This window comes from Kribbella sandramycini, assembly GCF_013131805.1.
GTDB classification, from domain to species: domain Bacteria; phylum Actinomycetota; class Actinomycetes; order Propionibacteriales; family Kribbellaceae; genus Kribbella; species Kribbella sandramycini.
In genome coordinates, this window is the sequence record NZ_JABJRC010000012.1 from 64,779 (window position 1) to 85,725 (window position 20,947).

Annotated in this window: 21 protein-coding genes; 17 read left to right on the top strand and 4 right to left on the bottom strand. The window is 70.6% G+C overall.

Features of this window, described 5'->3' with window-relative positions:
• Positions 1–163: 163 nt before the first annotated feature.
• The 14 genes from HPO96_RS39355 (at position 164) to HPO96_RS34735 (ending at position 13,234) form a co-directional block, all read left to right on the top strand.
• Positions 164–916 carry an EamA family transporter gene (locus HPO96_RS39355; RefSeq protein WP_475422018.1) on the top strand — a complete coding sequence of 251 codons (753 nt, stop codon included), beginning with the start codon at positions 164–166 and terminating at the stop codon, positions 914–916.
• A 7-nt stretch (positions 917–923) separates the two neighbouring features.
• On the top strand, positions 924–1,253 hold the full coding sequence (locus HPO96_RS34675) for a hypothetical protein (protein WP_171678707.1): 330 nt from the start codon (positions 924–926) through the stop codon (positions 1,251–1,253).
• 8 nt (positions 1,254–1,261) lie between these two features.
• Entirely contained in the window at positions 1,262–1,633 is a 372-nt protein-coding gene (locus tag HPO96_RS34680) for a hypothetical protein (protein WP_171678708.1), read from the top strand.
• A gap of 72 nt (positions 1,634–1,705) precedes the next feature.
• Positions 1,706–2,080: a hypothetical protein gene (locus HPO96_RS34685; RefSeq protein ID WP_171678709.1), complete on the top strand. Its 375-nt coding sequence runs from the start codon at positions 1,706–1,708 to the stop codon at positions 2,078–2,080.
• 82 nt (positions 2,081–2,162) lie between these two features.
• Positions 2,163–2,477 carry an integration host factor, actinobacterial type gene (gene mihF, locus HPO96_RS34690; RefSeq protein ID WP_171678710.1) on the top strand — a complete coding sequence of 105 codons (315 nt, stop codon included), beginning with the start codon at positions 2,163–2,165 and terminating at the stop codon, positions 2,475–2,477.
• Positions 2,478–2,554: 77 nt separating this feature from the next.
• Entirely contained in the window at positions 2,555–3,169 is a 615-nt protein-coding gene (gmk, locus tag HPO96_RS34695; protein WP_238355837.1) for a guanylate kinase, read from the top strand.
• Between the two features lie 2 nt (positions 3,170–3,171).
• Positions 3,172–3,474: a DNA-directed RNA polymerase subunit omega gene (gene rpoZ / locus HPO96_RS34700; RefSeq protein WP_132166639.1), complete on the top strand. Its 303-nt coding sequence runs from the start codon at positions 3,172–3,174 to the stop codon at positions 3,472–3,474.
• A 182-nt stretch (positions 3,475–3,656) separates the two neighbouring features.
• Positions 3,657–4,895, top strand: a complete 1,239-nt coding sequence (coaBC, locus tag HPO96_RS34705) for a bifunctional phosphopantothenoylcysteine decarboxylase/phosphopantothenate--cysteine ligase CoaBC (protein WP_337796926.1) — start codon at positions 3,657–3,659, stop codon at positions 4,893–4,895.
• Positions 4,896–5,602: 707 nt separating this feature from the next.
• A complete protein-coding gene (locus HPO96_RS34710; protein ID WP_171678712.1) occupies positions 5,603–6,724 on the top strand; it encodes an acyltransferase family protein in 1,122 nt (373 codons plus the stop codon).
• Positions 6,724–7,755, top strand: a complete 1,032-nt coding sequence (locus HPO96_RS34715; RefSeq protein WP_171678713.1) for a CapA family protein — start codon at positions 6,724–6,726, stop codon at positions 7,753–7,755. Before HPO96_RS34710 ends, HPO96_RS34715 begins: the two co-directional genes overlap by 1 nt.
• A gap of 175 nt (positions 7,756–7,930) precedes the next feature.
• The gene (locus HPO96_RS34720; RefSeq protein ID WP_171678714.1) at positions 7,931–8,638 is read left to right on the top strand and encodes a DUF1707 SHOCT-like domain-containing protein; all 708 of its coding nucleotides are present in this window, start codon (positions 7,931–7,933) and stop codon (positions 8,636–8,638) included.
• 26 nt (positions 8,639–8,664) lie between these two features.
• Entirely contained in the window at positions 8,665–9,765 is a 1,101-nt protein-coding gene (locus HPO96_RS34725; protein WP_171678715.1) for a winged helix DNA-binding domain-containing protein, read from the top strand.
• 185 nt (positions 9,766–9,950) lie between these two features.
• On the top strand, positions 9,951–11,144 hold the full coding sequence (gene metK, locus HPO96_RS34730; protein WP_171678716.1) for a methionine adenosyltransferase: 1,194 nt from the start codon (positions 9,951–9,953) through the stop codon (positions 11,142–11,144).
• Positions 11,145–11,206: 62 nt separating this feature from the next.
• A complete protein-coding gene (locus tag HPO96_RS34735; RefSeq protein WP_337796927.1) occupies positions 11,207–13,234 on the top strand; it encodes a primosomal protein N' in 2,028 nt (675 codons plus the stop codon).
• Between the two features lies 1 nt (position 13,235).
• On the opposite strand, the gene HPO96_RS39790 is transcribed toward HPO96_RS34735, so the two are convergent.
• The gene (locus HPO96_RS39790) at positions 13,236–14,225 is read right to left on the bottom strand and encodes a helix-turn-helix domain-containing protein (RefSeq protein WP_171678717.1); all 990 of its coding nucleotides are present in this window, start codon (positions 14,223–14,225) and stop codon (positions 13,236–13,238) included.
• Positions 14,226–14,317: 92 nt separating this feature from the next.
• Here HPO96_RS39790 and HPO96_RS34745 point away from each other — a divergent pair, with 92 nt between their 5' ends.
• Positions 14,318–15,532, top strand: a complete 1,215-nt coding sequence (locus HPO96_RS34745; RefSeq protein ID WP_171678718.1) for an MDR family MFS transporter — start codon at positions 14,318–14,320, stop codon at positions 15,530–15,532.
• Here HPO96_RS34745 and HPO96_RS34750 read toward each other — a convergent pair.
• Positions 15,465–16,787 carry an MFS transporter gene (locus tag HPO96_RS34750; protein WP_238355838.1) on the bottom strand — a complete coding sequence of 441 codons (1,323 nt, stop codon included), beginning with the start codon at positions 16,785–16,787 and terminating at the stop codon, positions 15,465–15,467. The genes HPO96_RS34745 and HPO96_RS34750 overlap by 68 nt on opposite strands.
• Before the next feature lie 120 nt (positions 16,788–16,907).
• Between HPO96_RS34750 and HPO96_RS39365 the strand changes: the two genes are divergently transcribed.
• The gene (locus tag HPO96_RS39365) at positions 16,908–17,882 is read left to right on the top strand and encodes an Lrp/AsnC family transcriptional regulator (RefSeq protein WP_171678720.1); all 975 of its coding nucleotides are present in this window, start codon (positions 16,908–16,910) and stop codon (positions 17,880–17,882) included.
• A complete protein-coding gene (locus HPO96_RS34760; RefSeq protein ID WP_171678721.1) occupies positions 17,879–18,490 on the top strand; it encodes an HAD family hydrolase in 612 nt (203 codons plus the stop codon). The genes HPO96_RS39365 and HPO96_RS34760 overlap by 4 nt, the downstream gene beginning before the upstream one ends.
• Here the strand turns inward: HPO96_RS34760 and HPO96_RS34765 are convergent.
• Both HPO96_RS34765 and HPO96_RS34770 read right to left on the bottom strand, forming a co-directional pair.
• Positions 18,483–19,625 carry a hypothetical protein gene (locus HPO96_RS34765; protein ID WP_238355839.1) on the bottom strand — a complete coding sequence of 381 codons (1,143 nt, stop codon included), beginning with the start codon at positions 19,623–19,625 and terminating at the stop codon, positions 18,483–18,485. The genes HPO96_RS34760 and HPO96_RS34765 overlap by 8 nt on opposite strands.
• Positions 19,626–19,630: 5 nt before the next feature.
• A complete protein-coding gene (locus tag HPO96_RS34770; protein WP_171678722.1) occupies positions 19,631–20,941 on the bottom strand; it encodes a C39 family peptidase in 1,311 nt (436 codons plus the stop codon).
• Positions 20,942–20,947: the final 6 nt, after the last annotated feature.

The following is a 20,947-nucleotide window of genomic DNA, read 5'->3' on the forward strand; positions in this document are numbered from 1 at the left end:
CCCCATGACCACCCCGCCAGCTCCAGTTCTCCTTCCCGTGCCTGACGCCGCGCCTGCTGCCGCCTCCACTGACCGGCGGGCGCGGCTGGAAGGCGTGTTGTTGATGTTGGGGAGTGGGTTGTCGAGTCAGGTGGGGGCATCGGTGGCGGCTCAGGCTTTTCCGGTGATCGGGCCGGTGGGGGTGGTGGCGGTTCGGCAGTGGATGGCTGGGGTTGTGCTGGTGGCGGTGGGGCGGCCGCGGTTCCGGGAGTTCAGTGGGCGGCAGTGGCGGTTGGTGCTGGGGCTGGCGGCGGTGTTCGCGGTGATGAATGTGTCGCTGTACACAGCTATTGATCGGGTCGGGCTCGGGCTGGCGGTGACGCTGGAGTTTCTGGGGCCGTTGGCGGTGGCGTTGCTGGGGTCGCGGCGGGCTGTCGACCTGGTGTGTGCGCTGGTGGCGGCGCCTGCGGTGCTGGTGCTGACGCGGCCGCAGGCGACGACCGACTACCTCGGTGTGGCGTTCGGCGTACTCGCAGGTGTGTGCTGGGCCTGCTACATCCTGCTGAACCGCACAGTCGGCCGTGAGCTGCCCGGAGCGACCGGTTCGGGCGCCGCGGCCGCGGTCTCTGGGCTGGCGTACGTCCCGGTCGGCGCCTTCGTGCTCTACCAGCACCCGCCGACCGTCGCGGCCATCTGCTACGCCCTGGTCGCCGGCGTCCTGTCCTCAGCCGTCCCGTTCCTCGTCGACGTCCTCGCGCTCCGCCGAGTCCCCGCGCAGTTCTTCGGCGTGTTCATGAGCGTCAACCCCGTCCTCGCCGCCCTCGTCGGGTACGTCGTCCTCAACCAGCAACTCGCCGTCCCCGACTGGATCGCCATCGGCGTCATCGTCGCCGCGAACGCAGTCGCCGTCTCGACCACCCGCCGCCGTCCGCGATGACGCTGCGATGCGAACGGCAGCCGCCGCGACGACGGTCGCCGACGACTGGAAGGTCACGCTCGACTACACCCACGCGACCCGCGAGGCGACCGGCGACGAGACCGCGCTGCGCGCGCTGTTCGAGGAAGAACGCGACGGCCTCACGCGCGGTCGAGCAGCACGCCAAGGAGACCTGCGGGGTCGAGCTCCCCGGCGCGCGCTGACGCGGCAGATCACGGAGCGGTTCCAGTCGGCGGGTGCGACGTTGTTCACGGCGTGCCGTGCGGACGTGATGACCCGGTTGTTCGGGATGGTGTCGGGGACGGGAAGTGACGGAGCTTCCCGCGCCAGACAGTAAGGAATGCGATGCGGAAGCTGGGCGCCCTCGCGGCGGCGTTGACGATGGGTGCGGTCGCTCTGACGGCTTGTTCGGGCGGGGACTACTGCGCCGAGCTGACGTCGTACGCGAAGTCGGCGAAGAACCTGGACGCCAAGAACGCCGACCAGGTCGGCAAGGCGCTCAAGGAGGCCGAGAAGGTCTCCAAGTCGGCTCCGTCGGACCTCAAGGACGACTGGAAGACGCTGACGGCGTACGCCAAGAAGGCCCAGGACGCCAAGGGTGACACGGCCAAGCTGACCGAGCTCAGCAAGGCCGAGGGCCAGAAGATGGGCGAGGCCTCGGCGGCGATCGCCAAGCACGCCAAGGACACCTGCAAGATCGACCTGAACAACCCGTAAGCACAACAGCACGGGTGGTGTCGGAAAGTATCCGTTTCGGATCCTTTGGTCACGACCGGTAGCGTTCGCGGTATGCGGACCACCATCGCCACCGTCGTGACCCTGCTGGCCGGCACCACCCTGCTGACCGCCTGCACCGAAGAGCAGGCGTACTGCGTCGACCTGGCCGGCTACGCCGCCAGCGCGACCCAGGTCGACCCGACCAACGCGGCCGACTACGTGAAGATCCTCGACGACGCCAAGAAGCTGCGCGACAGCGCGCCGGCTGACGTCAAGGACGACTGGGGTGTCGTGGTGACGTTCGCCGAGAAGGCGCAGAAGGCCGGCTCGGACCGGGTGGAGCTGGCGCGGCTCAGCCAGCAGACCGGTCCGGTGATCACGGCGTACAAGGCGATCACCACGCACGCGAAGGACGCCTGCAAGGTCGACGTCCCGAAGCTGAACTGAGACTTGACCTGCTCGCGTTCAATGGCCGGCCGGAGCCGTGTTAGGTTCCCTTGCGAAGCCAGACAACGGGACAGGTGAAACGGTGCCACTTCCTTCTTTGACCCCGGAGCAGCGAGCGGCGGCTCTGGACAAGGCCGCGGCGGCGCGGCGTGAACGAGCCGAGATCAAGAACCGGATCCGGCACTCGGGAGCGTCTCCGACGGAGGTGCTGCACGAGGGGCAGACCAACGACGTGATCGGCAAGATGCGGGTCAGCGCGCTGCTGCAGTGCATCCCCGGCGTCGGCAAGGTGCGCGCGCAGCAGATCATGGAGCGCGCCGGCATCTCCGAGACCCGCCGCGTGCGCGGCCTCGGGTCGAACCAGATCGCCGCGCTGATGCGCGAATTCGCCGAGTGAGCCGGACCGAAATCCTCCCCGGCTCGTTGGACACTGGTGTGACCATGACTGTGGCTGGAGACAGGCTCCCGGAGAACATGACCAACGCACCGGCGGCAACGCCCGCCACCGACGGGCCGCAGCCGGCCCGGCTGACCGTGCTGGCCGGCCCGACCGCGGTCGGTAAGGGCACGGTCGCCGCGGATATCCGGGAGCGCTTCCCGGACATCTGGATCTCGGTCTCGGCGACGACCCGCAAACCCCGGCCGAACGAGGTGCACGGCGTCCACTACCTGTTCGTCTCCGACGACGAGTTCGACCGGATGATCGCGGCCGGCGAGCTGCTGGAGTGGGCCGTCGTCCACAAGGCCGCCCGCTACGGGACGCCGAAGCAGCCGGTGCTCGACAAGCTGGCCGAGGGCCGGCCCGCGCTGCTGGAGATCGACCTGCAGGGCGCCCGCCAGGTCCGCGAGACGATGCCGGAGGCGCATTTCGTCTTCCTGGCGCCCCCCTCGTGGGACGAGCTGGTCCGCCGGCTGGTCGGCCGCGGCACCGAGACGGCCGAGGAGCGGGAGCGCCGGCTGGAGACCGCGACGCTCGAGCTGGCCGCCGAGAAGGAGTTCGACGTGACGATCGTGAACGCCTCGGTTCGGGAGGCGGCCGATCACTTGGTAAAGTTGATTCGATCACCCCACATCTCTGGAAAGAGCTGAACTTGTCTGGCAACCAGCCCGTCGCCATCGGCATCACCTCCCCGCCGATCGACGACCTGCTCACCCACACCGACTCCAAGTACAAGCTCGTGCTGTACTCGGCCAAGCGTGCGCGGCAGATCAACGCCTACTACTCCCAGCTCGGCGAAGGCCTGCTGGAGTACGTCGGTCCGCTGGTCGAGACCCACGTCCAGGAGAAGCCGCTCTCGATCGCCATGCGCGAGATCAACGAGGGCGTCCTGACCTGCACCGATATCGACCCCGAGGCCGAGGCTGAAGCCGCCGCCGCGGAGAAGACCGCCTAACAACCCCTGATGACCCGAGCCGGCGCCGGACACCGCTGATGCCCGCACCCGGCTCGTCATTCCCCACCCCCGAGGCCATCGCGGCCCCGGGGGCTGAGGTATTTCCCGGCGGGAGTGTCGTCGTTCCCAGCTCTGGTGCGGGGGCTGGTGTGGCCTCCGTCTTCTCGACCTAGGAGTCGTCTGTGACCAAGGCCAAGCCGAATGTGGTGCTGGGTGTCGGTGGGGGCATCGCGGCGTACAAGGTTTGCGATCTGCTGCGGCGGCTGACGGAGTCCGGGCACAGTGTGCGGGTGGTGCCGACGGCGGCCGCGCTGGAGTTCGTCGGCGCGGCGACGTGGGCGGCGCTGTCGGGGCAGCCGGTGACGCCGGATCCGTTCGACGACGTCCAGGAAGTGCCGCATGTGCGGATCGGGAAGGCGGCCGAGCTGGTGGTCGTCGCGCCCGCCACGGCGAACCTGATCGCCAAAGCCGCGCACGGTCTGGCCGACGACCTCCTGACGAACACCCTGCTGACGGCGCGCTGCCCGATCCTGTTCGCGGCCGCGATGCACACCGAGATGTGGGAGCACCCGGCGACCCAGGCGAACGTCGCCACCCTGCGCTCCCGCGGGATCACCGTGCTCGAGCCCGCCGTCGGCCGCCTGACCGGCGCGGACACCGGCCGCGGCCGGCTGCCCGAGCCGTCCGAGATCTTCGCGATCAGCCAGCTGATGCTCGCCGACCAGGCCGCCCGCGCCGCGGGGCAAGCGGTCGCGGATCTGACCGGCAAACACGTCCTCATCTCCGCCGGCGGTACCCGTGAGCACCTCGACCCGGTCCGCTACCTCGGCAACTCGTCGTCGGGTAAGCAGGGCTACGCGCTGGCCCGGATCGCCGCCGCTCGCGGCGCCAAGGTGACGCTGGTCGCGGCGAACTCCGAGCTCCCCGACCCGGCCGGCGTCCAGGTCGTCCCCGTCACCAGCACCCGCGACCTGTACGACGAGATCACCGGCCGCGCCGCCGACGCCGACGCGATCGTGATGGCGGCCGCCCCCGCCGACTTCCGCCCGTCCGACGTCGCCGAGCACAAGATCAAGAAGACCGCGGACGGCGCCGTCCCCGCGGTCAACCTCGTGCAGAACCCCGACATCCTGCAGACCATTTCCCACGACCGCGCCCGCCCCGGCCAGATCATCGTCGGCTTCGCCGCCGAAACCGGCGACGCCGACCACTCCGTCCTCGACCTCGGCCGCGCCAAACTCGAACGCAAAGGCTGCGACCTCCTCGTCGTCAACGACGTCTCCGGCGGCAAAGTCTTCGGCAGCGACAACAACGAAGCCGTCATCCTCGACCGCGCCGGCACCGCCCTCCCCGTCCCCTCCGGCTCCAAAGACGCCCTAGCCGGCGTCATCTGGAACCTAGTAGCCACCTACTGGCCCTAACCCCAACCCCCGCCCACCACACCCCACCCACCGCCCTCCGCGCCTCCACGGCGTGCTGCGCTCCGCGTCACCACGGCGCGCTGCTCTCCGCCCACCCACCGAGCGCCGCCGTCCGCGTCACCACCGCGCGCTGCCTTTCGCTCTACCACCGCGCGCCGACCACGCCCCGCCCACCGCGCGCGGCCCTCTGCCGCCCCGCGCGCGGCCCTCCGCCGCCCACCGCGCGCTGCGCTCCGCGTCACCACGGCACGCTGCTCTCCGCCCACCCACCGCGCGTCGCCTTCCCGCGGCGTGCCGTTGCCTGCTCCGCGAGTAGGTGAGTGCGGCGGTCTGCCTGAGCTGGAGCTGACCGTCAGCGGCGGTCCCCCTGGAACTGGCGGCGGCGAAGCCGCCTGAGCTGGCGGCGGGCGTCTCCCCGCCCCTAGAACTGCCGAGGAGGTGCCACCTGGCGTTGTTCGCCGGATTGCCCCCACTCGCCAACTGCTCGACAACCCCGCGACACGCCGTGCTCGACGGCGTGTCGGCAGCCTTGGCGCGAGTAGCTGAGTGCTGGCGGTCCGCCTGGGCTGGCGGCGGGCGCGGCGTGGGTTGGTGGGGCGGCGGTGGAGCCTCGTGGGTTGGGGGTGGGTGGAGGCGGTTATAGTCAGGGTCCCGGCAGAAGTCTGTAAGCCCCTCAGTGACGGTTTTGTCGTCGGAGGGGCTTCTGCATGTCTGTGGTTGTGCGGTCGGTGGAGTCGCCGGTTGTTGGGTCGGGGGCTGTGCGTGCGCGGGTGCGTGCGCAGGGTGCTCGGCGGCGCCGGCCTGATGATCTGCCGGGTGGCCGGCGTGCGGCGGTTGATCTGCTGCGGGTGGGAGCCGCGGGTGCGGTGCTGCTGCATCACTACGTGTTCTCCGGGTACGCCGAGGTGCAGTCTCCGCTGGGGTTCGCGTTGCCGGCGGCAATCGCTCGGTACGGGTACCTCGGCGCTGACCTGTTCTTCCTGATCAGCGGCTTCGTCATCCTCCAGAGCGCCTGGAGCCAGACACCCGGGCATTTCCTCCGCTCCCGAGCCGTTCGCCTCTTCCCGGCGTACTGGGTCGCGTTGTCGCTGACCGCCGTGGTCTCGGTCCTCTTCGGCGCCGGCCGGTACCCGATCGGCGGCCTCCAGTACGCCGCCAACCTGACCATGCTCAACCCGCTGGCCAGACTCCCCGACGTCGACCCCGGCTACTGGACCCTCTGGGCCGAGATCCGGTTCTACCTGATCGTCGCCGTCCTGCTGTTCTTCGTCGCCACCCCGCGCCGGGTCGCGGTCATCGCCTGGGCTTGGCTCGGCCTGACCGCGGTCTTCGAGCTCGGCCTCCTCCCGATCCGCGCCGACCTTGTCCTCAACACGCAGTACGCGCACTACTTCATCGCCGGAATGGCCCTCGCGATGATCCACCGCTTCGGTCCGAGCCGCTCCTGGCTGGCGCTGCTCGGACTCTGCCAGCTCAACGCGATCTACCGCGGCGTCCAGTACGCCGAGCAACTCAGCGAGCGCTATCACGCCACGATCCACCCAGCCGTCGTCACGGGGCTGATCGTCGTGTTCTTCTGGGTCCTCCTCGCCTCGGCGCTGCATCTGACACCCGGTACGACGGGACGCCGCCTGGCCGCGCTCGCCGCGACGACATACCCACTCGCACTGATCCACGGGCAGATCGGCTTCATCGTCTTCCAGCGGCTCGGCGATCGAGGCAACAAGTACCTCCTGCTCGCCGGTACGACGGCCGCCGTACTGATCACGGCGTACGTCATCCACCTGCTCTTCGAGCGACCTTTTGTCCGCCAGGGAAGGCATCGCTGATGCGCCGCCTGCTCATCGTCCTGGTCCTGCTGGCGGCATCGGCCTGCACAGCCGGCGGCCTCCAACCCGACCCGCCCGTGGATGCCGAAGGCCCGGAGCTGACCATCGCCTTCGGCGGCGACGTCAACTTCCACAACCAGACCCAGCGCCTGCTCGACGACGACCCGGCCACGGCCTTCGGCGACGCCGCTCCCGAGCTGGCGAACGCCGACGTCGCGATCGTCAACCTGGAGACCGCGATCACCGGTCGAGGTACGGCAGCCCAGAAGCGCTTCCTGTTCCGCACCGACACTCGCGCGGTCGCCGCCGTCAAAGCCGCCGGGGTCGACGCTGTCAGCCTGGCCAACAACCACACCCTCGACTACGGCCAACGCGGTCTGACCGACACCCTCGCGATCACCAAACGCCTCGGCCTGCCGACCTTCGGCGCGGGCCTGAACAGCACCCAGGCCTTCGCACCCTGGCGGACGACGATCCGCGGCATCCGGATCGCGGTGATCGGCGTCAACCAGGTCGAGGAGCTCGCGACCGAATGGGCCGCCGGGCCCCGTCGTCCCGGGCTGGCGATCGCGATCGACCACCGCCAGGCCGTCGACGCCGTACGCCGGGCGCGGCGGACCAGCGACCTGGTGATCGTCGTTCCGCACTGGGGCTCCGAATTCGACCGCTGTCCGACGCCGCAGCAGAGAGCGCTCTCTGCCGATCTCTCTGCGGCCGGCGCCGACCTCATCCTCGGCGCCCACGCCCACGTCCTCCAGGGCATGGGCTACCTGGGCCGCACCTACGTCGCCTACAACCTCGGCAACCTTCTGTTCGGCGGCGAACTGCCGGTGCCCGAGACCTGGCGCGGCGGCGTCCTCCGCCTCACCCTGCGCGCCCGCACCGTCGTCAGCCGCACCTTCGTCCCCACCGAAATGGACGCCGAGACGCGCCGTCCGAGAGCGCTCTCCGCCCCAGAACGCGACCAGGAACGCGCCCGCCTCAACAACCTCCGCACCTGCGCCGCCCTCACCCCAACCCCCGCCGAGTAACCCGCCGACTGCCCACCTGCTCTTACCCCACCTCCGCCGAGTCACCTGCCGGCCGCTCTCGCCCCAACCTCCGCTGGACATCCCGCCGACTGCCCACCTGCTCTCACCCGACGTCCGCCGAGCGGGCTGGGTCGTGGGGTCTGACTGGGGTGCTGTTGGTGATTAGGCTTGGGGTATGTCTGCGCCACCTCCTGCCGAACCGCCTGCGGTGCCTGCTCGTTCCGGGTTGCGTGCGTCCGACGCCGATCGGGAGCGGGTTGCGGAGATCCTGCGGGAGGCGCTGGTGGAGGGCCGGCTGCGGCTGAGTGAGTTCGAGTCCCGGCTCGAGGAGGCGCAGGCGGCGCGGACGTACGGCGAACTCGAGCACCTCGTGCACGACCTCCCGGTCGGAGTCGAGCAGACCGCGACGTACCAGGAGCTCGTCCCGCAGGCGCCGGCCGCGGTGAGCCCGCGGATCGGCGGCCGCCCGACCTCCGGCACCGGGATCGCGATCCTCGGCGGCTTCGAACGCAAAGGCGTTTGGACGATCGCCCAGCGGTTCACCAGTTTCGCCCTCCTGGGCGGCGGGACGATCGACCTGCGGGAGGCGAACTTCGAAGCGCCGGAGACCGTCATCCGCTGTGTGGCGCTGCTCGGCGGGATCACCGTGATCGTCTCGCCGGAGGTCGACCTGGAGGTCCGCGGGATCGGCGTCATGGGCGGGTTCGAACAAGGCGCGTCCGGGATCGGCGAAGCGGGTGCTCCGCGGGTCGTCGTGACCGGCTTCTCGTTCTGGGGCGGCGTCGGCGTCCAGCGGAAGGTGACGAAGGCCGAGCGCCGCCGGCTGAAGGCCGAGCGCAAGGAACGTCGTCAGCTGGAGAAACAGCGTGAGGACAATTCCTGACCGCTACTCGCCCTAAGGTCGCGGGTATGGAGATCACCTGGCCGGCCGTGGTCGCGCGGCGGATGCGCCGCCATCATCTGACCCACCTCGCGACGAACCCGGTCGACGCCGTCCGGGCGATGTGCGGGGCGCACGCGCAGATCCTCTCCGCTGGCGAGACCTCGGTCGCGCTGCGAGTCCAGGATGCGACCCGCGAGACCGTGCAGGACGACGCCGGTCTGGTCAAGACCTTCGGCCCGCGTGGCACCGTGCACCTGCTGCCCTTCGACGACCTCCCGATCTGGACGGGAGCGCTCTCCGCGCTCCCGTCCGGCCCCCAGGCGCCGGAGAACATGCGGATGACGGCCGCCCAGCGCCAAGAGGTGGTCGAGGCCATCGGGGGAGCGCTCTCCGAGGCCGATCTCAGCATCGACGAGCTGTCCGTCGAGGTCGTCCGCAGGACCGGCTCCTGGGCGGGCGATCTGGTCATGCCCGCGTTCCAGACGTACTGGCCGCGCTGGCGGCAGATGATCCCGGCTGCCGCCAACGCCGGCGTGCTCTGTTACGGCAAGAACCGCGGCCGGACGACGACGTACGCGAACCCGCATCGCCGGGCGCCGTTCGTCCCGCTGGACGGCGAGAGAGCGCTCCCCGAGTTGCTCAGGCGGTACCTGCTCGCCTACGGCCCGGCCACCCCGCAGCACTTCGCGCGCTGGCTGAGCACGACGCCGACCTTCGTCAAGCCGTACTTCGAAGGCCTCCCGGAGACCGAGTTCGGCTACCTGGCCCCCGGGGACGACGACTTCCCCGACGAGCCGGTCGAGGGCGTCCACCTGCTCCCGTACTTCGACGCGTACGGCGTCGGCTGCTTCCCCCGGGAGCTCGTCTTCCCCGGCAAGGTCTTCGAGCGGGCGACCAACCGCGGCCAGGCGGGCAACTACCCGCTGCTGCTGGTTGACGGCTCGGTCGCGGGCGTCTGGCACCAGAAGAAGAGCGGCCGCAACCTGCGGGTGACCGTCGAGCCGCTGGTCCGGATGACGCGCCGCCGGCTCGCCCTGCTGGAGTCCGAGGTGGACCGGGTGTCGACGATCCTCGGCGGTAAGGGTACCCTAACCGTCGGCGAGATCACGGTCGGCCCACACGCCTGAAATCTCCGGATTGTCCAGAATGCGGTCACGGTTCTCGAATCGTGGTCGGATTCGGAGCGTTCCCGGGACTCCGGCGGCAACTGCTGGCATACTCGCCGAAGATGCATCGCCATCCGCCGGTGCATGGGGGGATCGTGCGGTCGCGACGCCGGCTGCGCGGCACAAGAGGAATCCGAGGGAGAATTGTGGGCAGGCGCCTTTTCACGTCCGAGTCCGTGACCGAGGGTCACCCGGACAAGATCGCTGACCAGATCAGCGACTCCATTCTCGATGCGCTGCTGACGGCCGACCCGAAGAGCCGCGTGGCGGTCGAGACGCTCGTCACGACCGGCCTGGTCGTGGTGGCCGGCGAGGTCACCACGTCGGGATACGTCGACATTCCCGGGATCGTGCGCAAGCGCATCCTGGAGATCGGCTACGACTCGTCGCTGAAGGGGTTCGACGGCGCGTCGTGCGGTGTGTCGGTGGCGATCGGCAGCCAGTCGCCGGATATCGCTCAGGGGGTCGACACGGCGTACGAGACGCGTTCGGACGCCTCGAAGGACGAGCTGGACCTGCAGGGGGCGGGTGACCAGGGGCTGATGTTCGGCTACGCGTCGAACGAGACGCCGGAGCTGATGCCGCTGCCGATCACGATCGCGCACCGGCTGTCCGCGCGGCTGACCGAGGTCCGCAAGGACGGCACGCTGGCCTACCTGCGCCCCGACGGCAAGACCCAGGTCACCGTCGAGTACGACGGCGACAAGGCGGTCCGGGTGGACACCGTGGTGGTCTCCAGCCAGCACGCGGCCGACATCAACCTGGAGTCGATGCTGTCGCCCGACATCAAGAAGCACGTCGTCGACCCGGTGCTCGAGCAGTTCGACATCGACTCGACCGACTACAAGCTGCTGGTGAACCCGACCGGCCGCTTCGAGGTCGGCGGCCCGATGGGCGACGCCGGTCTGACCGGCCGCAAGATCATCATCGACACCTACGGCGGCATGGCCCGGCACGGTGGCGGCGCGTTCTCCGGCAAGGACCCGTCGAAGGTCGACCGGTCCGCGGCGTACGCGATGCGCTGGGTGGCGAAGAACATCGTCGCGGCCGGCCTGGCCGACCGCGTCGAGTGCCAGGTCGCGTACGCGATCGGCAAGGCCGCGCCGGTCGGCTTCTACGTCGACACGTTCGGCACCGAGAAGGTCCCGGTGGCCACCATCGCCGACGCCGTCGCCGAGGTCTTCGACCTGCGCCCGGCCGCGATCATCCGCGACCTGGAGCTGCTCCGCCCGATCTACACCCAGACCGCCGCGAACGGCCACTTCGGCCGCACCGGCGAGGACTTCACCTGGGAGCGCACCGACCGCGTCGAGGCCCTCAAGGCCGCGGTCAACAAGTAGTTGTCCACAGGGGGACGGCAGTGCGGACACCGGCTGTCGTCCCCGCGGACTAGCATCTGCGGGTGACATCGGATTCGCCGGAGCAGCTGACGCTACTGCGCGACACCGTGCGCAAATCGCGGACGAAGGCGCCCGCCGAGATCACCGAGACGTTGCCGGTGGCCCGGATCGCGGTCGATGTCTCGCTCCCGCATCTGGACCGGCCGTTCGACTATCTCGTCCCCGACGACCTGGCCGCCGCCGCGCAGCCCGGCGCGCGGGTCAAGGTCCGCTTTGCCGGCAAGGATCTGGACGGCTTCGTCCTGGAGCGGCTCGCCGAGTCCGACCACGACGGCAAACTGGTCCGGATCCGCAAGGTCGTCTCGGCCGAGCAGGTGCTCCGGCCCGAGGTCGCCGAGCTCTGCCGCGCCGTCGCCGATCGGTACGCCGGCGTCCTCGCCGATGTGACCCGCTTGGCCGTCCCGCCGCGGCATGCGAAGGTCGAGGCCGAGCCGCTGCGTTACGACCAGCCCGCGCCGCCGCCGCTGTCCACCTCGCGCTCGGAGTGGGCGCCGTACCCGCCGGGCTTCCTCGACGCGCTCGCCCGCTCGGAGTCGCCGCGCGCGATCTGGACGGCGGTCCCCGGGGCCGACTGGGCGCTCGCGTTCGCGCAGGCCGCGGCGGTGTGTTCGGCCGCCGGGCGCGGCGCGCTGCTGCTCGCGGCCGACGCGCGCGACCTGGAGCGGCTCGCGACGGCCTGTACGACGGTGCTCGGCGAGTCCGGCTTCGTCGTCCTGTCCGCCGACCTCGGCCCGACCGCGCGCTACCGCGCCTTCCTGGCCGCCCTCCGCGGCACTGCGCGGGTCGTGATCGGGACACGCGCCGCGGCCTTCGCGCCGGTCACCGAGCTCGGCCTGGTCGCGCTGTGGGACGACGGCGACGAGTCGTACGCCGAGCCGCGGGCGCCGTACCCGAATGCGCGGGAGGTCCTGCTGCTGCGCGCCTTCAAGCAGAACTGCGCCGCGCTGCTCGGCGGCTTCGCGCGGTCGGCCGAGGCGGCCGCGGTGATCGACTCCGGGTTCGCGGGGGAGCTGATCGCGGCCCGGCCGGCGATCCGCGCGGCCGCGCCGTCCGTGCACATCACCGGTGAGTCCGACACCGACCTCGCGCGGGACCGGATGGCCCGCGCCGCCCGGCTGCCGCACCGGGCGTTCGAGATCGCCCGCGAGGGGCTGAAGACCGGGCCGGTGCTCGTCCAGGTTCCGCGCGCGGGGTATCTGCCGAGTCTGGTGTGCCAAACCTGCCGAGCGCCGTCACGATGTTCGGCCTGTGGTGGCACGCTTCGGCGTACCGGCGGGGCGGGCCCGGCGAGCTGCTCGATCTGCGGCCGGCCGGCGGCCGATCACCGCTGCCCCGAGTGCGGCGACACCCGGATGCGGGCAGCCGTCGTCGGTGCGCGACGGACGGCGGAGGAGCTGGGCCGCGCGTTCCCCGGCGTCCTGGTCCGGACGTCGGGCGGTGACAACATGCTCGACCACGTGCCGGATCAACCAGCCCTGATCGTCAGTACGCCGGGCGCCGAGCCCGTCGCCGCCGCCGGATACAGCGCGGCGCTCCTGCTCGACACCTGGCTCATGCTCACGCGGCCCGACCTGCGCGCGCCGGAGGAGGCGGTCCGCCGCTGGCTGAACGCGGCTGCCCTCGTCCGCCCCGCGAGTGCCGGCGGCACCGTTATCCTGGTCGGCGATCCGTCCGCGCTGCCGCTGCAGGTCGTCGTCCGCTGGAGCCCCGAAGGTTTCGCTGCCCGCGAGGTCGAAGAGCGCCGCGCGGCCCACCTCGCCCCCGCCGCGAAACTCGCCGAGCTCACCGGCCCCGCCGAGTCGGTCGCCGACCTCGTCGAGCGCCTCCGCGCCCTGCTCCCGGCGTCCGCGGGCCTCGAAGTCCTCGGCCCGGTCGACGTCGACGACGAAACCGTCCGCGCCGTCGTCCGCACCCCCCGCGCCGCCGGAACCCAGCTGGCCCGCGCCCTGAAAGACGCCCAATCCGCCCGCGCCACCAAGAAAAACCCAGGCTCCGTCCGCGTCCAGGTAGACCCGCCAAGCTTCGGCTGAGTCAGGCGGTGGAGGCTAGGCCGGTGGAGGCGGCGAGGAGTTGGGAGCCGAGGCGGGTGCGGTAGTAGAGGACGGCGCGGCCGTCGCGGCGGGAGTCGACGAGGCCGGCGTTGCGCAGGATGCTGAGGTGCACGCTGAGGGTGGGGGCGGTGACGCCGAGTTGGTGGGCCAGGTGTGTGGTGGACATCGGGAGGTCGAGGTGGCCCACGATGGCGGCGCGGGTGCGGCCGACGAGATCCGCTAATGGGGACTCCGTCGTGTCTTGGCGGTCCTCCCAGAGGCGGCCGAGGCCGCGTGGGGGATAGGTGATGGTCGGGAGATGTGGCGCGCCGGTGACCGGGAGGGCCGCGGGCCAGGTGAAGACGCAGGGGACGAGCAGGACGCCCTGACCGGCCATCGGCACGCCGTGGCAGCAGTACGGCCGGTCGATCTCGATGGCGTCGCCGCGGAAGCGCACCGACGGGTGCAGGTTGCGGAACAACCGCTCGATCCCGCCGCTGGCCAGCTCGTCGAGCCGGAACGCGAGATCCTCCTGGAGCAGCGCCCGCATGCGCCGCCAGTCCGGCTCGATGGTGCGGCGGAAGTACGTTTCGAGCGCCGTGGTGATCTGCTGGAGCGCCTTGGCCGGACGGGCGATCATGCCGGGCAGCACCGGGTTCGGCGTCTCGTCGTGCAGTTTGCCGAGCTCGGCCGCGACGAGGGCGTGCGGGGTGGCGGCGATCGCGGCCAGGCCGGACTCCAGGCCGGTGGTCCGCCGCGGCGGCGCGGGGGTGATGAAGTCCGGGATGTAGCCGACCGGCGGGATCAATGCCTTGAGCAACGTCAGGTCCGGGCCGTCGATGATCGGGCGGACCTTCTGCAGCCACGGGCCGTGCACGCTGCGGACGGTGCTGGTGCTCAGCGCGCGGACGCTCGTCACCGCCTCCCAGATCGGGGAGAGCGCGAACCGGATCCGGCCGATGGCATCCGGGGTGAGGCCGATCGTGATCACCGCCCCATCGTAGGCACGGATCGGGTCCTCGCCATTGATTAGTCCTGGACCTAATCGTCGACAACTCTGCGCCCGGCCCGGATGGTTGTCCCATGACTGCCGCTGTCCCGATTGTGCCCACCGTTTCCCGCCCGTTGCCGCGCGCGTTCTGGGCGCTGGTGGTCTGCCAGCTGGTGAACCGGCTCGGCAGCTTCGTCCAGCCGTTCCTCGTGCTGTACCTGACCCAGGACCGGCACCTTTCCGCCGGTACGGCGGGCGCCGTCGCGGCCGCGGTCGGTGCGGGCAGCGTGGTCTCGCAGCTCGTCGGCGGCTGGTTGGCCGACCGGGTCGGCCGGCGCGCGACGATGCTGGTCTGCTTCTTCGGGACGGCGGCCGCGCTGATCCTGCTCGGCTCGGCCCGGTCGATGCCGATGATCTGGGCGGCGGCGTTCGCGGTCGGATTGCTCGGTGACCTGTTCCGGCCCGCCGTCCAGGCGGCGGTCGCCGACCTGCTGCAACCGGGAGAGCGCGTTCGCGCATACGGCCTGCTGTTCTGGGCGATCAACCTCGGGTTCTCGGTGTCGACGGTGTCGGCCGGAGTGCTTGCTTCGCTTGGCTTCGGGCTGCTGTTCTGGCTGAACGCGGCCACCTCGGTGATCGCGGGGGTGGTGATCTGGACGATGGTCCCGGAGAGCCGGCCGGTGCTCGACGAGGGCGCGGATCGGCGTCCGCTGCTCCCGGTGGTACTGCGCGACCGGGTGTTCCTCGCGGTCGTGCTGCTCCAGATCGGGTACGCGACGATCTACTTCCAGGGCTACTCGACGCTGCCGCTGGCGATGGCCCGCGACGGGCTGCCGTCGTCGCTGTACGGAACGGTGATCGGTCTGAACGGCGTCGTGATCGTACTGCTCCAGCCGTTCCTGGTGAAGCGCCTCGCGAGCTACGACCGGCCGAAACTGGTCGCGATCTCGATGCTGGTGGTCGGACTCGGGTTCGGGCTCGGCGCGGTCGTCGACACCTTCTGGGGGTACGCGCTGACGGTCGTGGTCTGGTCGATCGGCGAGATCGGGTTCGCCGCGGTGATCGGGGCGGTGTTCGCGGATATCGCGCCGCTGGACCTGCGCGGCGGCTACATGGGCGTCACCGGGATGGCCTTCGGCGTCGGCACGGTGATCGGCCCGCTGGCCGGCCCGAACTCCCTGCAGCACTTCGGCGCGACGACGACCTGGATCGGGGTCGCGCTGCTCGGCGTGGTCATCTTCATCGGCCAGTGGCTGCTGGTCCCGGCGCTGCATGCACGCGCCGCCGCGAACGCGGCGACCGCATGAGGTGAGCGCTCCCGAGCGTTCCGAGGACGGCGGCGGTCGCGATCAGCAACGCCGGATGGAGGGTGGTCGGGTGCGAGAGGAAGACGGAGCCGAGGCCGGCGACTCCGAGGGTTCCGCCGAACTGCTGGACGGCGTTGAGCAGACCGGCCGCTGATCCGGTCTCGTGTGGTTCGACGCGGCTCAGGGCTTCGGTGAAGAACGCAGTGGTGAAGAGTCCGACGCCCGCACCGGCGACGCCGAGCGCAGGGATCAGCCACCAGTGGGCCGCGCCGAGCCCGATGAGTAGGACGCCGAGCCCGGCGTACATGAGACGGGAGTCGACGCGTTGGACGAGCCACTGGCCGGCACACCACGAGCTGACGCCGGACGCCGCGGACCAGGGGAGCAGCGCGAGACTTGCGCGGAGTACGCCGTGCTGGAGCGTCAACTGTTGATGCAGGACGACGACCAGCGTCAGACCGCTCAGCACCGCGAAGAACAGCGTCGACGTGACCAGGGCTGCGCCGAAGCCGGGACGGGCGAACAGGCTCAGCTCGAGCAGCCGGGCGCCGGTGGCGCGTTGCTGGAGCACGCAGGCAGCCAGGACCGCCAAGCCGATCGGGGCGAGGAACCAGTGTTGCGATTGCAGGATCGGGAACACCAAGAGAGCGCTCCCTGCGATCAGCAGTCCCGTTCCCGGCAGGTCCAGGCCGCGGCGCAGTGGTGAGCGCGACTCGGGGACCAACCGGGCCAGGCCGAGCACGGCCAACCCGAGTGGGACATTGACCAGGAACACCACCCGCCATGACGTCACTTCGGTGATCACCCCGCCGAGCACCGGGCCGGAGATCCCGGCCAGGCCCATCACCGGGCCGATCGAGCCGAGCGCCTTCGGCAGGTCGGGCCCACTGAACGCGGAGCGAATCAAGCCGATCGTCTGCGGGATGATCGCCGCCGCGGTCGCGCCCTGGATCGCCCGAGCGCCGATCAGTACGCCGGACTGCGTTGCCAGCGCGCACCCGATCGACGCCAGGACGAACCCGGTGACCCCGATCCGGAACACCCGCCGCCGGCCGGCGAGATCACCGAGCCGGCCGCCGGTGATCAGCAGCGCCGCGAACGGCAGCGTGTACGCCGCCCCGAACCACTGGATATCGGACGTCGCTCCGCCGAGCTCGCCATGGATCACCGGCGCCGCGACCTGCACGATCGTCGCGTCCAGCAGGTTCATCGCCTCGGCCACCAGCAGCGCGACCAGTCCCACCCATTTCCGCATCTCCGCCTCCGTTCGCATCCGGTGGCAGTACGGTCCGTCGCGGCGGTTCTTGTTCTCCATTCAGGACCCAGAGATCGCGAAGATCTTCCATCAGAGAGCGCTCCAGGCAATGATCTTTCCATGGTGGACGATCTCGACCGGGCCCTGATCCACGCGCTTCAGCTCGCGGGCCGAGCGCCGTACAGCCGGATCGCCGACGTTCTCGGTGTCTCCACCCAAACCGTCGCCCGCCGCTACCAGCGCCTGCGCGCCGAAGCCGGCCTGCGCGTCGTCGGCCTCCCCGACCCGCACCGGACCGGTCGCTCCCAGTGGCTCGTCCGCCTCACCACCACCCCCAGGGCAACGCAGTCCCTGGCCGCCACCCTCGCCCGCCGCCCCGACACCACCTGGATCAAACTCGCCTCCGGTGGCACCGAACTGGTCGCCATCCTCCAAACCACCCCCACCACCGCCAACCCCCTCCTCCTCCACGACCTCCCCGCCACCCCCACCCTCACCTCCCTCACCACCCACCACCTCCTCCACCTCTACCGAGGCGGCCCCACCCCCTGGCCGGCCCGAGCCCAAGCCCTCACACCACCCCAATCCCAAGCCTTCACCCCTGTTTTCGGTGGCGATGGGTCGCGAGGTGGTCCGGGCGCGGACATACGGGAGGGGGATGGGGAGTTGTTGGCGGGGTTGGGGGAGGACGGGCGGGTGCCGGTGGGGGAGTTGGCGAGGCGGACGGGGTGGGCGGTGGGGACGGTGGCGCGCCGGCTGGGGGAGTTGGAGGCGAGTGGGGCGATCTACTACGACGTGGACGTGGATCCGACGGCGCTCGGGATCACGACGAGTGCGATGTTGTGGTTCTCGGTGCCGCCGGCGGCCGCCGATCGGGTGGGCCGGGCGCTGGCCGAGCACGACGAGCTGGCGTTCGTGGCAGCGACGACCGGGCGGACGAACCTGGTGGCGCACGCGTTGTGCGCGAGTCCGGCCGCGCTGCACACCTATCTGACCGAGCGCGTCGGCGCGATCGAGCAGATCACCGCGCTCGAAACCGTCCCGATCCTGCGCACGGTGAAGTCCGCCGCGCCCAACGTAGGGTTGCGGGTATGACGATCGACGCGGTGGTGTTCGACATCGGCGGCGTACTGCTGGACTGGAGTCCGGACTATCTGTACGCCGGCCTGATCCCCGACGAGCAGCAGCGGACGCGCTTCCTCACCGAGGTCGCGACCCCCGCCTGGAACCAGGAGCAGGACGCCGGCCGCAGCTGGGCCGAGGCGGTCGCGGAGCTGTCCGGCCGGTTCCCCGAGCATGCCGAGTGGATCGCGGCGTACGACACCGGCTGGCTGACGATGGTCAAGGGCGTCTTCACCGACACGGCCGAGCTGCTCGGCGACATCCAGGCGCTCGGGCTCCCGACGTACGCGCTGACGAACTTCTCCGCCGAGAAATGGGAGGTCGCGAAGGAGGCGTTCCCGATCCTGAGCAGCTTCGACGGCGAGGTCGTCTCGGGCACCGAGCAGACCATCAAACCGGACGAGAAGATCTACCGCATCCTGCTGGAGCGTTACGCCCTCGACCCGGCCCGCACGTTCTACACCGACGACATGCAGTACAACGTCGACGGCGCCCGCGCGGTCGGCATCGACGCCGAGCAGTTCACCGGCGCCGCCGATCTCCGCGCTCAGCTCAAGCAGCGCGGCCTGCAGCTCAGCTGAGCGCCGCGGCGAGGGCTTCGGTGTACGTCGGGCTGGCGGACAGATCGGCCGCTTCGACGTACACCGTGTTGTCCTGACACGTCATCGGCGTCAGCGCGACCCCCGGCTTCCCGGTGTAGATGCGCTGCGGTTTCGGCAGCCCCGACCGCCACCGGGTGATCTGGAACGACTCCGTCCCATCGGCGTCAACGGTCCGCGTCTCCCAGAGAATCCAGTTGCCGCAGGCAAGGATCGTGTCGGTCGCGATCTCGCCGACCGGGCGGCTCGGCGAGTCCGCCGACTCCCGCAGGTACGCCTTGCTCCGGTACTGATCCGGATCGGAGGCCGCCACCTCGGACCAGACCGTTGCCCCGCCCACCGAAGCGCCGCTCCACTGGATGCACTTGGTTGCCGCCGGCACCGGCCGCGCCGGCCCGCCGGACAGCGCGGCCGTCAGCACCCGCTTGCACCGCCGTGGCGTCTCCGGCGCGCTGATCTCGCTGAACGTCACCGAGTCCTTCGACACGACCGGATCGGCCAGGTACCCCGGCGCGGCGACGCAACCGACCGTCCGCGCCGACAGCGCCGCGAGCTCGGCGACGATCAGGCAGGACCGGTTCCGCCCGTCCGTCGAGGTGTAGGCGAACGTCCCGTCGTACGCGCCGATCTCCGGCTCCGACACCTTCGGCAACTTCCCGAGCCCGGATTTCGCGCCGGTCGTCAGGTCGTACCGAACCACCATGATCTCCGGATTCGGCCCCTCGGACCGGATGTCCTGCACCAGCGCCCACCGATCGTCGATCACCACCGGCGACTGCGCCACGAACCCCTTCGCCGGCACATGCCGGACGACAGCCTTCTTACTGCCCTTGACCGCGATCGTGGTGATCCCGGCCTCGTCGCTGCCGCGCGTCACGACGTACTTGCGCTGCTGGGTGACCAGATGCTGCCCGTCCACCGGCTGCCGCATCACCTTCGACCAGACCGGTACGGCGGTGTTCGTCTCGACCGGCGGCGTCGACGGGGTGGCAGGTGTCGACGGAGTTGGCTGCGGAGTCGGCGGCGTACTGACCGGGCCGGAGGAATCCGGCTCCGACGAGCACGCCGCCAGACCGAGGAGGAGCACGATGCCGACGGCAACGGTGGTACGGCGCATACAGGTCACAGTCCGATGTTCTGGAAGGGGTTCGCCAGGGTCGCGTTGAACAGCGCGGACGCCGGGATGTTCTTCGGCCCGTCGGTGACGTTGCCCCGGCTGTTGAACCGGCGCTCGTTGAACACCTCGAAGATCGCGATCGTGCCCTTGGCGCGGTCATATCCGCGGCCGACCTGGTAGTGGCCGCTGTGATTGAACGCGAGGTACGGGAAGTACCGCTTGAGCAGCTGGGTGTGCTCGATGATCGGCGCCGGCTGCCCGTCACCCAGGTGGTTCTGGTGCACGGTGAAGAACTTCTGCGCGTTCCAGTTCTTCACGCTCTGGACGATGTACGTCCCGGCGGCCTGGTCCCAGTTGGTCTTCAGGTTGGTCTGCTTGACCATCGCGTAGATCCCGGTGCCGGAGCTGGTCGTGCCGAGGTCCTTGCCCCAGGACGCCTGCGTGTCCTTCTGCTTGTCGTCGGCCCAGTCGATCGACTGGAACGTCGCCGGGCCGCACCAGTACCCCTTCTCCTGCGAGGTCTGGAAACCCTTCATGATGTACGACGACTTCGGCGGCTTCACCACCCGCACCGGCGGGGGCTTCGGCGCGGTCGTCGGCGGCTGCGCGGTCGGAGGAGTCCGGGGCGGCTGCACGGTCGGGGTGGGCGTCGGCGTCCCGGCTGCCGCGCCGCTCTCCGGATCGGCGTCGGCGGCTGCGTCGCCCTCCGCCGGGACCTCCAGCAGGCGCAGCGCGCGCGCCTTCTCACGGCCCGCCCAGGCGGCCTCCATCTCGCTCAGCTCGACGTCGACCCGCTGGCTCCTCGGCAGCCCGGCCCGCTCGGCGACGAACGACTGCGGGGTCAGGTCGCCGGTGGCGATATCCTGCTCGACGCCGGACTCGTCGTCCGCCTCGACGTCCGGCTCGCTCATCGTTTCCTGGAGCTGCGCGCCGGTCGGGATCTGGTCGACGAAGCCGAGCCCGAGGCAGTAATTCTCGGTCTCGAGCTTGAAGCAGCGCAGCATCGCCGCGGCCTGCGTCGCGGTGTCGGCCGCCTGCAGGTCGTCGGGTGACGTGTCCTGCACCTGCCGGCTGAGCTCCTCCCACGACCACGCCGTCCCCGGCTCACCGCTCGGCGGTGACGACGGCGACGGCACGATGCTCGGCAGCTTCGACGGCGTCGCGGTCGGAGCTGTGGACGGCGCCGCGGACGGGGCGATCGACGGCGTGTGGTGCCGGTCGGGCTCGCGAGGCTCGTAGGCGAAGGCGGTGAGGGGCGCCGGGGCGACGAGCGCGCCCAGGACGATCAGAGTGGCCCCCCGTGCTGCTGTGCGCATTGGGTC

Bases quoted from the DNA above. Each gene is read 5' to 3' on its own strand.
- HPO96_RS34760 (WP_171678721.1), top strand. From the start codon at position 17,879: ATGACGATCGACGCGGTGGTGTTCGACATCGGCGGCGTACTGCTGGAC.
- HPO96_RS34725 (WP_171678715.1), top strand. From the start codon at position 8,665: ATGGAGATCACCTGGCCGGCCGTGGTCGCGCGGCGGATGCGCCGCCAT.
- HPO96_RS34750 (WP_238355838.1), bottom strand. From the start codon at position 16,787: ATGCGGAAATGGGTGGGACTGGTCGCGCTGCTGGTGGCCGAGGCGATG.
- HPO96_RS34770 (WP_171678722.1), bottom strand. From the start codon at position 20,941: ATGCGCACAGCAGCACGGGGGGCCACTCTGATCGTCCTGGGCGCGCTC.
- HPO96_RS34720 (WP_171678714.1), top strand. From the start codon at position 7,931: ATGTCTGCGCCACCTCCTGCCGAACCGCCTGCGGTGCCTGCTCGTTCC.
- gmk (WP_238355837.1), top strand. From the start codon at position 2,555: ATGACCAACGCACCGGCGGCAACGCCCGCCACCGACGGGCCGCAGCCG.
- HPO96_RS34710 (WP_171678712.1), top strand. From the start codon at position 5,603: ATGTCTGTGGTTGTGCGGTCGGTGGAGTCGCCGGTTGTTGGGTCGGGG.
- HPO96_RS34715 (WP_171678713.1), top strand. From the start codon at position 6,724: ATGCGCCGCCTGCTCATCGTCCTGGTCCTGCTGGCGGCATCGGCCTGC.
- HPO96_RS34765 (WP_238355839.1), bottom strand. From the start codon at position 19,625: ATGCGCCGTACCACCGTTGCCGTCGGCATCGTGCTCCTCCTCGGTCTG.
- HPO96_RS39365 (WP_171678720.1), top strand. From the start codon at position 16,908: ATGGTGGACGATCTCGACCGGGCCCTGATCCACGCGCTTCAGCTCGCG.
- HPO96_RS34680 (WP_171678708.1), top strand. From the start codon at position 1,262: ATGCGGAAGCTGGGCGCCCTCGCGGCGGCGTTGACGATGGGTGCGGTC.
- HPO96_RS34685 (WP_171678709.1), top strand. From the start codon at position 1,706: ATGCGGACCACCATCGCCACCGTCGTGACCCTGCTGGCCGGCACCACC.
- HPO96_RS34745 (WP_171678718.1), top strand. From the start codon at position 14,318: ATGACTGCCGCTGTCCCGATTGTGCCCACCGTTTCCCGCCCGTTGCCG.
- HPO96_RS34675 (WP_171678707.1), top strand. From the start codon at position 924: ATGCGAACGGCAGCCGCCGCGACGACGGTCGCCGACGACTGGAAGGTC.